Consider the following 13,037-nt stretch of genomic DNA (forward strand, 5'->3'; position numbering starts at 1 on the left):
ACAATCATTGAGCTCGCAAGCTTCAATACCCAATGATTCGCCATTAACCATGCGCATAAATGGATAATTTTGATTATTTCTGCATTTTTCATGTTGCATCGCAAAAAATATATTGCAATGCAAAATTTATATTTCTATAGTCGGTCTCGTAGCGCTTTTGCGTTACTGCCCAATTTTTGGGCGTTTCCTCCCTAACGACTTTGGCCGCGGTTCGTCCGCGGCCTTTTTTTTACACGGATTTCCTTGGCAAAAATCTGAATTTATTCAGCTGCTTGTGCAACACAAAGATCGGCAGCATCGAACTCAGTTAACTTCCGCATCAACACAATCATATTCTCGCGCAAGACCTCAAACGCCTCTGTTCGCGTAATTCGGCGTTCATCAAGGTAAAGAGCACGGTTTATCTCAATCTGTAGCGCATGCACGCCTGTCCGTGGCCGCCCATAAGATGCTGCCACATAACCACCAGCATATGGCGCATTGCGGGTGACCTGATAGCCAAACCCTGTCAGCACATCCTCTGCAAGGCGTACAATTTCAGGTGAACAGGACGACCCAAAACGATCCCCCAGCACGAAATCAATTGGCGGCTCACCTTCACGAAACGGTGCCCCACCAGCCGATGGCATAGAGTGACAATCAATCAAAATTGCGCAACCAAACCGCGCCCGTGCTTCGTCGACCAATCCACGTAAGGCCTTGTGGTACGGGTCATAACACGCAGACAGCCTACGCTTTGCATCCATGAAATAGAGCTTCCGCCCATATATATCCTGACCGTCGGCCACGATCCGCGGAATGACGCCCAGTCCAGCAATCACTCGACTTGAACGGGTATCGGAACTTTTCGGCACATTATCAGTAAACATGCGCGGATCGAGTTCTTGGCGTGACCGGTTTACATCAACGAATGCTCGCGGAAACAATGCCCGCAACAAGGGTGACCCCATACGCGGGGCCTCATCAAACAGGAGGTCAACATAACTATCCTCAGATTGGCGCAGAGCATGACGATCTAGACGAGAATTACGTAAAAGCTCACCAGGATAATCGCGACCTGAATGGGGAGAAGCAAAAATTACCGGTGAGCTCGTCTCAGCTGGGGCCAGCACGTCTATGGGACGGCGGCCCGGATATGAGGGAGAACTATCAATCTTTTCCGGCATTGCACACCTAGGCTTGAATTTAAGTCGACTTTGGGCATGTTAGCGTGAAGTTGTAGGGTTCGTTAAGGTCTTACCACTTAATGCGCTCTTAAACGGAGCATTTATTGCAAGACGAAGATAGAGCGCAGGGCTGGCGTCAGCCAGAATCTCCCTTTAGGACAACCAACTCGTTGAAGATAACGAGATAGAGTAAAGGTCAGCGTAAATGGCGGCGATTCTTTTGGCGGAAGATGATGATTCGATGCGGCGTTTTCTAAAGAAAGCGCTCGAACGTGCGGGTCATTCTGTAATTGATGCTTCACAGGGCGACGAAGCACTTACTGAGCTTCAATTGCGCGAGTTTGACCTTTTACTCACCGACATTGTGATGCCTGTTATGGACGGTATCGAGTTGGCGCGACGCGCAACCGAAATCGATCCAGAAATGAAAATCATGTTCATTACCGGCTTCGCAGCAGTCGCGCTGAACGCGGCGAACCAAGCTCCCGAGGACGCAAAAGTTCTATCCAAGCCATTTCACCTAAAAGATTTGGTGTTTGAGGTCGAACGCGTTGTCGCGGCGTAGCCCAAAGCTACGCTAATAGGCTTGCATAGCTGGAAAATTCCCGTTACAGACCGTCCCCTTCGAGCGGACATCATCTTGCTCGGGCGCATAGCTCAGGGGTAGAGCGCTACCTTGACATGGTAGAGGTCCCAGGTTCGAAACCCGGTGCGCCCACCACTTTCAGTGGCAACAAAAAAACATCTCCAAGATTCAAAAACTTTCTCACGCAGCCGTTAACAGCGTGCTTCAATCTCTAAAATTATGATCGGAATGGCGGACCCGACAGGATTCGAACCTGTGACCTCTGCCTTCGGAGGGCAGCGCTCTATCCAGCTGAGCTACGGGTCCTTTTAGGAGACCGCTGTTTACGCGATCGTCCGCCGTGCGGCAAGCCATTTGCTCGTTCCCCGACATTAACCAGAGGCCTCAAACATAATTAATGACTAAATGCTGCCCTCCTTTCGCCTTGCTTGATGGTTTATGGTACGGATTCTACAAAACTCTGGCGTGTTGTACTCCCTTTAATGGATGCCACCCGATATCGTGAAGAATAGGAAGCGAAAGAACAACCATGAAGAATGTGACATCTGCCTTACTACGCAGTTTCCTTGGTCCTGCCGCCATTTTTCTTGCTACGCCGACGCTTGTTGCGGCACAGGCACCTGAAGAAGTTATTGAAGTTGAGACTGCGACGCCGGCTATGTGGCGTGTTACTGACGACGATTCTGAGTATTACCTTTTGGGCACCTTTCACATTTTACCGCCAAATTTGAATTGGCGTACGGATGACCTTGCCAAAGCTATTGAGACGGCGGAAACAGTTTACTTCGAAGTCGATGCTGACGCGCCTGATGCTGCGTCAAAAACTCTAAACGTCATGATGACGGAAGGGTTTAACGCGCCGGGGAAAACCCTGAGCGGAATGCTCGAATCAAACGATGCACAAAAATTACGCGACATTGCGAGCGATCTAAACATTCCGTTCGCAGCAATCGATACGATGAGGCCATGGAATGCTTTTTTATCACTCAGTGTACAATTCATCGTCAACCAAGGGTTCGAACCTGGATCTGGTGTAGATAGCGTCCTCCTCAAGGAGGCAAAACAAACCCAAAAAGACGTAAGGTTTTTTGAAACACTAGAAGAACAGTTATCACTGTTTACAGGGCTCGATGCAGACACTGAAAAAATGCTTCTCGTCGTCACTTTGCGCGATTGGGAAGAACAAGAAGCGGCCTTTGATGACTTGTTCAGCGCTTGGGTTACGGGCAACGCCGCATTCCTAGACGAACAAATGAATGACATATTACAAGAGCAAGCACCATCTGTGTACGAGCGACTAATTGTTGCCCGTAACAAAGCTTGGGCTAATGAACTTGATGCGGCGCTCAAAAATGAATCCGGCAAAGGGCTTGTCGCAGTGGGTGCTGCGCACCTTGTTGGAGACCAATTTTCCGTACCCGCATTACTCGCGGCAAAAGGTTATGAAGTTAGCAGAGTCGATACAAACACCCCTGCTAATGATAACAACCCATAAGTAAGGCCGGCAAATATGCCGGCCTTACTTCTATACGTCTAGCGCTGCGGAAAGCGCATTATCTTGAATAAATGCCCTTCGCGGCTCGACAACATCGCCCATTAAGCGTGAGAAAATGTCATCTGCCTCATCCGCCGCTTTAACTTTTACCTGCAATAACACACGCGCGTTTTCATCCAGGGTCGTTTCCCATAGCTGGTCCGGGTTCATCTCACCCAACCCCTTATAGCGCTGTACTGACACACCTTTTTCACCCGCCAATCGTACAGCCCGAAGCAGGCTATTCGGCCCAGTGATCTGTGTTTTCTGGTCTTTGCGAACCCAATTTGCCGGTTTATCAAAAGCATCAGCAAGCTCGTTCATCCCAGCCTGCACCCGCTTAGCATCAGCGGAAAGAAGCATATCGCGGCTCAACTCATGCCGTTCCAAAACGCCCCGTAACTCACGCTCAAAGACATAACCCCCCTCGCCATCAGGCTTACCGGTCCAACCGCGTTCAAATTCATCCGCAATCATATCAAGACGGGCAGACACCTTTGCAGCCCGTTGCATCGCCTCATCGTCATCCGGCGCTTCACTCAACGCACGCGCAAGTGCAGCCTGAACAATAATGTCTCGCGAAAACCGCAACGGAAACTCATCGATTGAATCCCGCACTTTACGCGCTTTATTGACAAGGTCTGCAAGGTCTGGGCCTGCAATACTTTCACCGTCCGCCAAGACCAATGCAGCTTCGGTAATCCCCTCAGCATAAAGATGGTTTTCCAGCGCTTGATCATCAAGTAGATATTGTTCGGATTTTCCTCGCGAAATTTTATAAAGCGGGGGTTGAGCGATATACAAATGCCCACGCCGAATTATTTCCGGCATCTGGCGGAAAAAGAACGTAAGCAACAATGTTCTAATATGCGCGCCATCGACGTCCGCGTCAGTCATAATAACGATTTTATGGTAGCGCAGCTTATCTGGATCAAAGTCATCACGCCCAATCCCGGTACCAAGGGCAGTGATCATTGTGCCAATTTCTTGGCTACTCAGCATTTTATCAAAACGCGCCCGCTCGACATTTAGAATTTTACCGCGCAACGGCAGAACTGCTTGATTTTCGCGGTTTCGCGCCTGCTTGGCCGAACCACCAGCTGAATCACCCTCAACGATAAATATCTCTGCTTTAGCCGGATCACGCTCTTGGCAGTCGGCGAGTTTTCCCGGCAACGAAGCAACATCAAGTGCCGATTTTCTGCGGGTTAGCTCTCGCGCTTTGCGCGCCGCTTCACGGGCGGCGGCGGCCTCGGCAATTTTTTGCACGATCCGCTTGGCTTCGCCCGGATTTTCCTCGAACCACTCGCTTAATTTCTCATAAACCGCACCCTCGACTACTGGGCGAACCTCAGAAGAAACAAGTTTATCTTTTGTCTGCGAAGAGAACTTCGGATCAGGAACCTTTACGGATAGAACACAAGTCAATCCTTCCCGCGCATCGTCACCTGTAACCGAAACTTTTTCTCTCTTTGCTATACCTGAGCTTTGAGCATAATTATTGATTACACGAGTCAATGCACCCCTGAAGCCAGCAAGGTGCGTACCACCATCACGCTGCGGGATGTTATTTGTGAAACAAAGAACTTTTTCATGGTAACTGTCATTCCACCACATCGCCACGTCAACACTAAGGCCATCGCGCTCGGATACAAATGAAAGTGGCTCACTCAACAAAGGCGTTTTAGAAGAATCGAGATAACGAATGAAGGCTTCTAGTCCGCCTTCATAAAACATGTCTTCAATGCGTGTTTCGACATGGCGCTTATCAATTAGTTTGATAGCAACGCCCGAATTCAAGAATGCTAACTCGCGCAGACGATGTTCCAATGTATCAAAGTCGAATTCAACACCAGTAAAAATCTTGTCTGATGGGCTAAAGGTAACTTCAGTACCCGTATTTTTTGCGTCACCCACGACCACTAGATCGGCCTCTGGCTCCCCCATCTTGAAGCGCATAAAATGTTCTTTTCCATTTCGGAAAATTCGCAAATCAAGCTCTTCGGAAAGCGCATTCACAACCGAAACACCCACACCGTGAAGACCGCCAGAAACCTTGTAAGAGTTTTGATCAAACTTTCCGCCCGCATGTAATTGCGTCATAATCACTTGCGCAGCTGATACACCCTCTTCGGCATGTATGGCTGTCGGAATACCCCGGCCATTATCGGTCACGGTGACAGAGCCGTTCTCATTGAGAATGACTTGGACCAAGTCACAATGTCCGGCGAGAGCCTCATCAATGGCGTTGTCCACGACCTCGTAGACCATATGATGTAAACCAGATCCATCATCGGTATCGCCTATGTACATACCAGGACGCTTTCGAACAGCATCTAGGCCTTTGAGTACTTTAATGGATTCAGCACCGTATTCATCTTTCGGCGCGGCGTTATTCGCCATGAGATTATCTTTCTTTTTTACGTCAATGTAGTTTCAAGAACCGCGCCGCTTTGAACATCAAAATGTTGCGCGCGATCACCCCAAGCATCAAACAAGGATTTATCCGTTCCCGTCACAAATGCCTGAAAACCAAGCTCATCCAATATTGTAAAAAGTGCGGCGCGCCGATCGGGGTCTAAATGTGCTGCAATTTCATCAAGCAACAAAATCAACGGTGCCTCGGCCTCGCGTTCGGCAAGCGCTCGTGCGTTCGCAAGCACCAAACCGATAAGAAGCGCTTTCTGCTCTCCGGTTGAACATAACCGAGCGGGTCGGCTCTTTGCCCGATGCACAACATTTAGATCACTTCGATGCGGCCCCGAAAGCGCTCGCCCCGCCTCCATATCTCTACGACGGCAGGCGCGTAGTTTTTCAACAAAATTTGCCGTCACATCAACAACAGTTGTGTTTTCCAATGCGCCTTCCAACTCTCCTTCAAGAGAAATATCAGCTGTCGGAAAAACCGAAGCTTCTGTCGTAACATCCGCTTCCTTTAAACGCTCGGTCATCGCGCGCCGTGCATCCGCAATTTCAGCACCAGCATTTGCCATCTGTTGCTCGACAGCCCCAAGCCATTCCTCATCGCGTCCGCCCTCTTCCAGCAAACGTTGCCGCTGGCGCATCGCTTGTTCATAAGCCGTCGATCGGCGACCATGCGAGGGGTCATGCGCCAGTGTCATTCTATCGAGAAAACGACGACGCTCACCCGCACCTTCCATGAACAATCGGTCTTGCGCCGGTGTAAGCCACAAAAATCGCAAGTGCTGTGCAAAAGCGCCGGGCCCTGACGCATCTCGGTCGTCAAGCCTGCAAACGCGGCGGGCCGGCTTCGATGCAGAAACCCCTACACCAAAACGGCGCTCATCTTCCCCATCATCCACGCGAGCTGAAACGGCCCATCCGCCAGTGCCGCCAATGCGCGGTAATTCATCTAGCCTAGCGCCACGCACACCGCGGCCCGGCCCGATCAGCGAAATCGCTTCAAGAATATTTGTTTTTCCGGCACCATTTGCGCCTGAGATCGCCACTGGACGCCCATCGAACTCAATTTCAGCCCGATCATAAGATCGGAAATCAGTAATCGTTAGCCGCTTGATCCGCGCACCTTTATGGGACGCAAGTATGGTTGACGCATCCCGCTGACCGAGATCGTCTCGGTCGCAATCCGCGCCGTCATCCCAATTTTTAACAGCAGCTTCACTCAAAACTTAAACCCTCAACGGCATGAGAACGTAAAGCGCGCGTTCGTCTTCTTCATCCGTGATAACTGTTGGTGATGATGGGTCTGCCAAACGAAACGTCGCGGTTTCGCCGTCAATCTGCTGCGCGACATCAAGCAGATAGCGCGCATTAAATCCGATCTCGATTGGCTCACCACCGTAATCAACCGAAAGCTCTTCCAATGCAGACCCGGCCTCGGGGTTGTTGACCGTGAGCCGCAAGCGATCTGCATCAAGAGCCATTTTAACTGAACGCGTACGATCCGCAGAAACCGTAGAAACTCGGTCTACCGCTTTTGCAAAATCTTTCGTCTCAACTCGCAACACGTTGGAATTTCCCTTTGGGATAACGCGCTCATAGTCAGGGAAAGAGCCATCGATCAGTTTTGACGTTAGATAACCCGCCCCAAAGCCAAAACGAATTTTCGCCTCAGAAACCGCAACATCTACATTATCTTCAGCGTCTTCAAGCAAACGCCCCAACTCCGCGATTGCCTTACGAGGAACAATAACGCCAGGCATTGTAGCTGCGCCATCGGGAAGAGGCGCGTCGATTCGAGCAAGGCGGTGTCCATCAGTTGCAGCAGCACGCAACGCGGGCGCATCGCCATCGGTAAAGGCATGGAGATATACGCCATTGAGATAATAGCGCGTCTCTTCTTGCGACATCGCAAAACGCGCCTTTTGTAATAAGCGACGCATATCCGATGTCGGCATAGCAAATCGTGTTTCGAGGTCTTCAGTAGCAAGGCTCGGGAAATCGTCTTCTGGTAAGACAGCAAGCTCAAATTGTGACCGGCCAGAAGACACTTGCAAGCGCCCCTCACCTGACGAAAGATCCAAACGGACCTGCGCACCGTCTGGCAAACGCTTAACAATTTCAAAAAGCGTCAATGCGGAAACCGTCGTTGCACCGCTTGTGGCCACATCCGCCGGGGCCGCCTCTGATATTTCGATATCAAGATCAGTTGCGGTCAACGTCAATGTACTACCGTCAGCCTGTAACAACACATTCGATAGGATCGGTATTGTGTTGCGGCGCTCGACGACGCTTTGCACATGCCCCAATGCTTTCGACAAGGCGGACCGTTCAATCGTAACTTTCATGCAGAATGCTCTCTCGAAATGATGCTTCTCGCTAACAGCCCTCCAGGACAATCAGCAAAAAAGCCGCCGGGACGACACGAAAGCCTTCCTGAAAAGCTTGCCCAGGCCCGAGGTTTGTCCCTCATATTGACCCGCCCAAAATCAGCAGTTCAGAAAAGTTAACGCGGCGAATCGCCGAGCGAAATGACGTAAAATAGTATAGCCGAAACAACCCCCAAAAAGCTAGCGCCGACGCTCATTTCAAGCATCGGCGCGCATTCGGTAGACCGTTGTTTTTTATGCTAATTTTGAACGCAAATTTTGCGCAGGAATTTAGCCCTCCAGCGCCTCGCGAATACGTCGCACGCCGTCTTGAAAAGTCTTGTCGCGCTCGATCAAAGCCTGCGCCCTACGGTAGGAGGACATGACCGTTGTGTGGTCACGCTTAAGCGCCTTGCCAATGCGAGGAAATGACTCTTTCAACACCTCACGGGCACACCAAACAACCGCGTGGCGAGACCGCACGATGCGCTGCGGCTGAGCCCGCCCAAGCAGGTCATCCATCGTCAGCCCAAACGCTTCCGCGCCGGCAGCAATCGCATCATCAATAGTCGCCACGCGTCGACGGTCCTCCAGCCTTGATTTAAGAACGGCTTTCGCCTCCTCAAGATCAACCACAGTCTCCTCAGCACCATACATCAAAAGCAATTGGTTGAGTGCCCCGATTGTCTCCCGAGTACTCTGCGTGAATGTGCGCGCGATAAATTCAAGAGCCTCATCCGAGACTGAACACGCAGCAGGGCTTTGCTCAACGCGCTTCTTCAGAACAGATAAACGAAGCGGCTCGTCGCCCGGATGGATTGGTGCACAGATACCACCGGCCAAACGATCGGCAATCCGTTGATTGATACCAGCCTCAGCTAGTTTTGCTGGTGGAAGCTCACCAGCGATGACAACCTGCTTACCACTATCGAGTGCTGCGTCGATCACAATTAAAAGCTCCTCTTGCGTACGGTTTTTTCCAGAAAGAAAATGGATATCATCAAAGGCGATGAAATCATTATTCAGAATTGCTTTGTGAAGAGCCGGCGTAGAGTTTGACCAAACCGCACTCACACAAGCGTTGATAAGGTTGTTATAAGTTACATAACCTGCAGAGCCGCGCTGGCCATTGCGCGACCATTCATGAGCGATTGATTGCAGCAAATGCGTTTTGCCAACACCCGACGGCCCATAAAAATAAATCAGCTCTTTCGGGCGCCCCTCTGCCAAAGCTTCATGTGCTGCGGCCCACGCAATCCGGTTCGACCCATCGACAGCAAAAACACCAAATGTACGGCGCGGATCAAGTGGCGTCGCAAGATCTTCAAATGTAGCAGAGCCCTTGCCACCACGCGCCGCAACAACAGCGGACGCGGTTGAGTTTTGCGCGGCCTCCGTTGTTGGAACCTGCGACACCACACGCTGCTCCTCTTGCGCATCAACGCGTGCTGCGTGTGCCGCAAGGTTGTTCTTCATGACTGTTAGACTCAGCTTCCGGACGGGGCCAATTTCTTTACGCCAAATCTCTGCCATGACAGGATGAAAACGATCATCAAGCATCACACGCTTAGCTTCCGAACCCGTTGAAAGAGTCACGCAGTCATTATTTATGTCCGCAAGACCGAGATCAACAAACCATGATTTATATTTCGCATCCCCTACACGTGCACGCAAAGCTGTAAGGTAACGTTTAAATACTTCCTGTTGCTCAAGACCGCTCATTGATTTTTCATTGTCCATTTTTTTGAAACCGCCCGAATTTCAGTCAAACTCGCCGCCGCGTACATTAAAAAACGCAACGCGCTACACAAAAATACTGCAAGTTATTGATCGATTAAAATCAGAAGATAGCCGACAAACTTAAGAGACGCATATTAAGACAGAAGCCCGCCCACTTCCAGAACAATAGTATGTATAAACACTAATGGAAGGAAGCCGTCGCTATTCATTCTAATAATCTCCGATTGATTTAGCGTCAAAATTACGTGCCTACGCAGCAGCCGCCCAGCTATAGGCAAAGGTGGCGAACCAAACAACACTTTTTCAAACTGAAACTGATTGGCGAAAATTAATCCGCATAAGTCATATCGACAAAGCTAGTGTAGTTAATCTGAACGATGATGGTCAAGCATTGATTGTGAATTTTGTGTTTTTTTATGTCGTTTTTTTTACGCGACGCTTGGGCCTTGAACGCGAGTATTAACAACCTGTTCAACAAAAACAAATCGTTACGCTTATAAGCAAACGAACAATAGTAAGGTGCATTTTTTGCGGCAGCACATTGTGCGCACGCACCACCTACAAACGCGGCAAAACAAACGCGCTCACCAAAGGCGAGCGCGCTCAATTAAGATCAAATTTCAGATGGACCAGCTTACGCTGCAAGTGATTTAATACGCGAAGACAAACGCGACAGTTTCCGAGAAACTGTTTTCTTGTGATAAACGCCCTTGGTCACAGCGCGGTGCAATTCTGGCTGCGCACTCTTAAAGGCTGCTTCAGCAGCACTTTTATCACCTGACGTGATGGCCTCCTCCACCCGACGCAAGAATGTTCGCACGCGCGAACGGCGAGACTTGTTCACAGCAGTACGTCGCTCAATTTTGCGAACCATTTTCTTGGCGGAAGTTGTATTGGCCATATATCGTCACTCAAGGTTGGAAAGCCACTCATCGGCGGCGCGAGCGGCGGTATATAGACACCCACTGAGAGGGCGTCAACACGCGATTCCGCCTTAATTGAAGCTTATTTTAGCCCCGGCCGGTTTTACCGCTGGCACTGACCACAGAAAAACGTTGAACGGCCGCTTTGAACAATTCGCTGGATGACGTCGCCGCAGGCCGTACATGCCTCGCCTTCGCGATCATAGACATCAAACCGGTGCTGAAAATAACCGAGATCCCCATCAGCGGATGCGAAATCCCTTAGCGTTGACCCGCCTGCATCTATGGCATCCCGCAACACCTCTATTATGGCCCTATACAGCCGCTCGCCACGTTTACCCGCCACAGTCCCCGCTTTCCTGCGCGGCGACACACCGGCACGATAGAGGGCTTCACAGACATAGATATTTCCGAGCCCGGCAACGTTGCGCTGATCCAAAAGCGCCGCCTTGATTGGGCTGGCCTTACCCGTCAACGTCTTGCTCAATGTCGTTCCGGAGAACTGGTTGCCTAACGGCTCCGGTCCCATCGCGGCAAAATGTCTGCAATTATCAAGCTCTAAGGTCGGCACGAGATCCATGAAGCCAAATCGCCGTGGATCGTTATAAATTATCACTAAAGACCCATTACCGTTCATCGAAAAAACCACGTGGTCATGCTTGGGATTTCCGCCTTGGGTCATGGCCGGATCGGCCTTTTCATCAATGATCGTAAAGCGGCCCGACATACCTAAGTGCATGATTAAGCATTCATCCGTCGATAAGAATCCTAGCAAATACTTACCGCGACGCTCTAGCCTTTCGACCGTCGCGCCAACGATGCGATTTGAAAAGTCTTTCGGAAAAGGAAAGCGTAGATCTGGGCGGCGAGCCTCAACTGCCCTAAATTTCGCCCCCTCCATAACTGGCACCAGCCCACAGCGGACTGTTTCAACTTCGGGCAATTCAGGCATATCAGACTTTCGGATTGTGATTCTGCGTACGGGCGCACGCTCGGAATACCATACCGGTCACCCTCTGGCATCACTTCACCATCTGAAATCAATCACAACCTTTCCCTCGAGTGTGTATAGTTAAAATCGATTAGCTCTATTCTCGATTGATATATGGTTTGACCGGCTTCTATTCTGCGCTGTAGCCTCACTGCATTGACGGAGGGGCAATCATGTCGAAAACAAATTTTGAAACGCCGCCCACGGCGAGCGTCGGCGCAACAATGCGTGACGATCTAACCGTGCGAAATGTTTCGCGTATCGGACCGGTGCTTTGGATCGGATTCTACACGTCGATGTTGAACCTGTTCACCCTGACCTTATTCCGGTTTTGGGGGCGAACCCATTTCCGACGACGGCTTTGGTCGGATACGAGTGTCGGCGGTGAGCCACTGGAATATACCGGTCGTGGGCTAGAGCTCTTTGTCGGATTTGTCATCGCGATATTTACGCTGATGCTACCCTTCGTCGGCATAGTGTTCGCTATCCAATTCTTCATCGGCCCCGAAACAGTCTATTTGGCCGCGGTTCCGCTACTATTGTATGCGTTCCTATTTTTTATCTTGGGCGTCGCAATCTTTCTTGCTCGACGCTATCACCTCTCACGCACCCGTCTGCGCGGCATTCGCTTTGCCCAAACCGGTTCGGCGCTAGGATATGGCGTTGCCATGTTCGGCTATCTTGTTCTGTCTATAATTACTTTAGGCTGGTACGGACCGGCTGCGCGCATCAAGCTTTCCCGAAAATTATGGGAAAAGGCCTATTTTGGCAGCGAGCAATTTTCCTTCACGGACACTGCGGAAGCCACAGCCGAACCTGTCTATAAGAGCTTCGCATTTGCGTGGTTTGGAACCATTATCGTCTACGCGATTTGGGCTGGATGGTTTTTCATCTCGATGGGCGAGAGCCTAACGGAAACCGCAACTGCACCCGATTTAGAGTTGATTGGTAAACTCTATTTGTCATTTATCCCAATGGTTATCTTAATTGGTATTTTCGTTAGCTGGCATGAGGCCGTGATGATCCGTCGAATTGTCAAAAGCCTAAAAGTTGCTGGCGCGGATTTTTCTTCCAACATGAAAACCGTCGACATTATCGAGCTCGCGATCACCAACACTTTGCTCGTAATATTCACATTAGGGTTTGGTTTTATGGCTGCCCAAATGCGGGTCTGGAAACGTATTGCAAACCGCATCGCGCTTGATGGGGATGTAGATTTCGCGAGAATCCAGCAAACGACTGAAGCGGCACCCAAACAAGGTGAGGGACTTGCCGATGGTCTTGATATCATTTCTAATTTCTAAAAC

10 protein-coding genes and 2 tRNA genes are annotated in these 13,037 nt (G+C 50.3%); 4 read left to right on the forward strand and 8 right to left on the reverse strand.

Going from position 1 to position 13,037, the window contains the following annotated elements:
• Window positions 1-260 precede the first annotated feature (260 nt).
• Window positions 261-1,166, reverse strand: a complete 906-nt coding sequence (locus ABFZ84_RS02295; protein WP_369312294.1) for an N-formylglutamate amidohydrolase — start codon at window positions 1,164-1,166, stop codon at window positions 261-263.
• Window positions 1,167-1,371: 205 nt separating this feature from the next.
• Between ABFZ84_RS02295 and cpdR the strand changes: the two genes are divergently transcribed.
• Both cpdR and ABFZ84_RS02305 read left to right on the forward strand, forming a co-directional pair.
• Window positions 1,372-1,731: a cell cycle two-component system response regulator CpdR gene (cpdR, locus tag ABFZ84_RS02300; RefSeq protein WP_369312295.1), complete on the forward strand. Its 360-nt coding sequence runs from the start codon at window positions 1,372-1,374 to the stop codon at window positions 1,729-1,731.
• Window positions 1,732-1,812: 81 nt separating this feature from the next.
• Window positions 1,813-1,887: transfer RNA gene (locus ABFZ84_RS02305), tRNA-Val, on the forward strand.
• 94 nt (window positions 1,888-1,981) lie between these two features.
• Here ABFZ84_RS02305 and ABFZ84_RS02310 read toward each other — a convergent pair.
• Window positions 1,982-2,058: transfer RNA gene (locus ABFZ84_RS02310), tRNA-Arg, on the reverse strand.
• A gap of 223 nt (window positions 2,059-2,281) precedes the next feature.
• Between ABFZ84_RS02310 and ABFZ84_RS02315 the strand changes: the two genes are divergently transcribed.
• Complete coding sequence (locus ABFZ84_RS02315) at window positions 2,282-3,247, forward strand: TraB/GumN family protein (RefSeq protein ID WP_369312296.1); 966 nt, start codon at window positions 2,282-2,284, stop codon at window positions 3,245-3,247.
• Window positions 3,248-3,277: 30 nt separating this feature from the next.
• Here the strand turns inward: ABFZ84_RS02315 and gyrB are convergent, their stop codons facing one another.
• The 6 genes from gyrB to mutM all read right to left on the reverse strand — a co-directional run bounded on the left by gyrB (window position 3,278) and on the right by mutM (window position 11,691).
• Entirely contained in the window at window positions 3,278-5,689 is a 2,412-nt protein-coding gene (gene gyrB, locus ABFZ84_RS02320; RefSeq protein ID WP_369312297.1) for a DNA topoisomerase (ATP-hydrolyzing) subunit B, read from the reverse strand.
• Between the two features lie 17 nt (window positions 5,690-5,706).
• Entirely contained in the window at window positions 5,707-6,933 is a 1,227-nt protein-coding gene (gene recF, locus ABFZ84_RS02325) for a DNA replication/repair protein RecF (protein WP_369312298.1), read from the reverse strand.
• Window positions 6,934-6,936: 3 nt separating this feature from the next.
• A complete protein-coding gene (dnaN, locus tag ABFZ84_RS02330; RefSeq protein WP_369312299.1) occupies window positions 6,937-8,055 on the reverse strand; it encodes a DNA polymerase III subunit beta in 1,119 nt (372 codons plus the stop codon).
• A gap of 312 nt (window positions 8,056-8,367) precedes the next feature.
• Window positions 8,368-9,798, reverse strand: a complete 1,431-nt coding sequence (locus ABFZ84_RS02335) for a DnaA ATPase domain-containing protein (RefSeq protein ID WP_369312300.1) — start codon at window positions 9,796-9,798, stop codon at window positions 8,368-8,370.
• 652 nt (window positions 9,799-10,450) lie between these two features.
• On the reverse strand, window positions 10,451-10,717 hold the full coding sequence (gene rpsT / locus ABFZ84_RS02340; RefSeq protein WP_369312301.1) for a 30S ribosomal protein S20: 267 nt from the start codon (window positions 10,715-10,717) through the stop codon (window positions 10,451-10,453).
• Between the two features lie 125 nt (window positions 10,718-10,842).
• The gene (gene mutM / locus ABFZ84_RS02345; protein ID WP_369312302.1) at window positions 10,843-11,691 is read right to left on the reverse strand and encodes a bifunctional DNA-formamidopyrimidine glycosylase/DNA-(apurinic or apyrimidinic site) lyase; all 849 of its coding nucleotides are present in this window, start codon (window positions 11,689-11,691) and stop codon (window positions 10,843-10,845) included.
• Window positions 11,692-11,903: 212 nt separating this feature from the next.
• On the opposite strand from mutM, the gene ABFZ84_RS02350 reads away from it, so the two are divergent.
• The gene (locus ABFZ84_RS02350) at window positions 11,904-13,034 is read left to right on the forward strand and encodes a YjgN family protein (RefSeq protein WP_369312303.1); all 1,131 of its coding nucleotides are present in this window, start codon (window positions 11,904-11,906) and stop codon (window positions 13,032-13,034) included.
• The last annotated feature ends 3 nt before the right edge of the window (window positions 13,035-13,037 follow it).

The sequence above is a fragment of the Hyphococcus lacteus genome (assembly GCF_041058985.1).
In the GTDB taxonomy this organism is placed as follows: Bacteria; Pseudomonadota; Alphaproteobacteria; order Caulobacterales; family Parvularculaceae; genus Hyphococcus; species Hyphococcus lacteus.

Coding starts and splice junctions, on each gene's coding strand:
- ABFZ84_RS02295 (WP_369312294.1), bottom strand. CDS start 1,166: ATGCCGGAAAAGATTGATAGTTCTCCCTCATATCCGGGCCGCCGTCCC.
- cpdR (WP_369312295.1), top strand. CDS start 1,372: ATGGCGGCGATTCTTTTGGCGGAAGATGATGATTCGATGCGGCGTTTT.
- ABFZ84_RS02315 (WP_369312296.1), top strand. CDS start 2,282: ATGAAGAATGTGACATCTGCCTTACTACGCAGTTTCCTTGGTCCTGCC.
- gyrB (WP_369312297.1), bottom strand. CDS start 5,689: ATGGCGAATAACGCCGCGCCGAAAGATGAATACGGTGCTGAATCCATT.
- dnaN (WP_369312299.1), bottom strand. CDS start 8,055: ATGAAAGTTACGATTGAACGGTCCGCCTTGTCGAAAGCATTGGGGCAT.
- ABFZ84_RS02335 (WP_369312300.1), bottom strand. CDS start 9,798: ATGAGCGGTCTTGAGCAACAGGAAGTATTTAAACGTTACCTTACAGCT.
- rpsT (WP_369312301.1), bottom strand. CDS start 10,717: ATGGCCAATACAACTTCCGCCAAGAAAATGGTTCGCAAAATTGAGCGA.
- mutM (WP_369312302.1), bottom strand. CDS start 11,691: ATGCCTGAATTGCCCGAAGTTGAAACAGTCCGCTGTGGGCTGGTGCCA.
- ABFZ84_RS02350 (WP_369312303.1), top strand. CDS start 11,904: ATGTCGAAAACAAATTTTGAAACGCCGCCCACGGCGAGCGTCGGCGCA.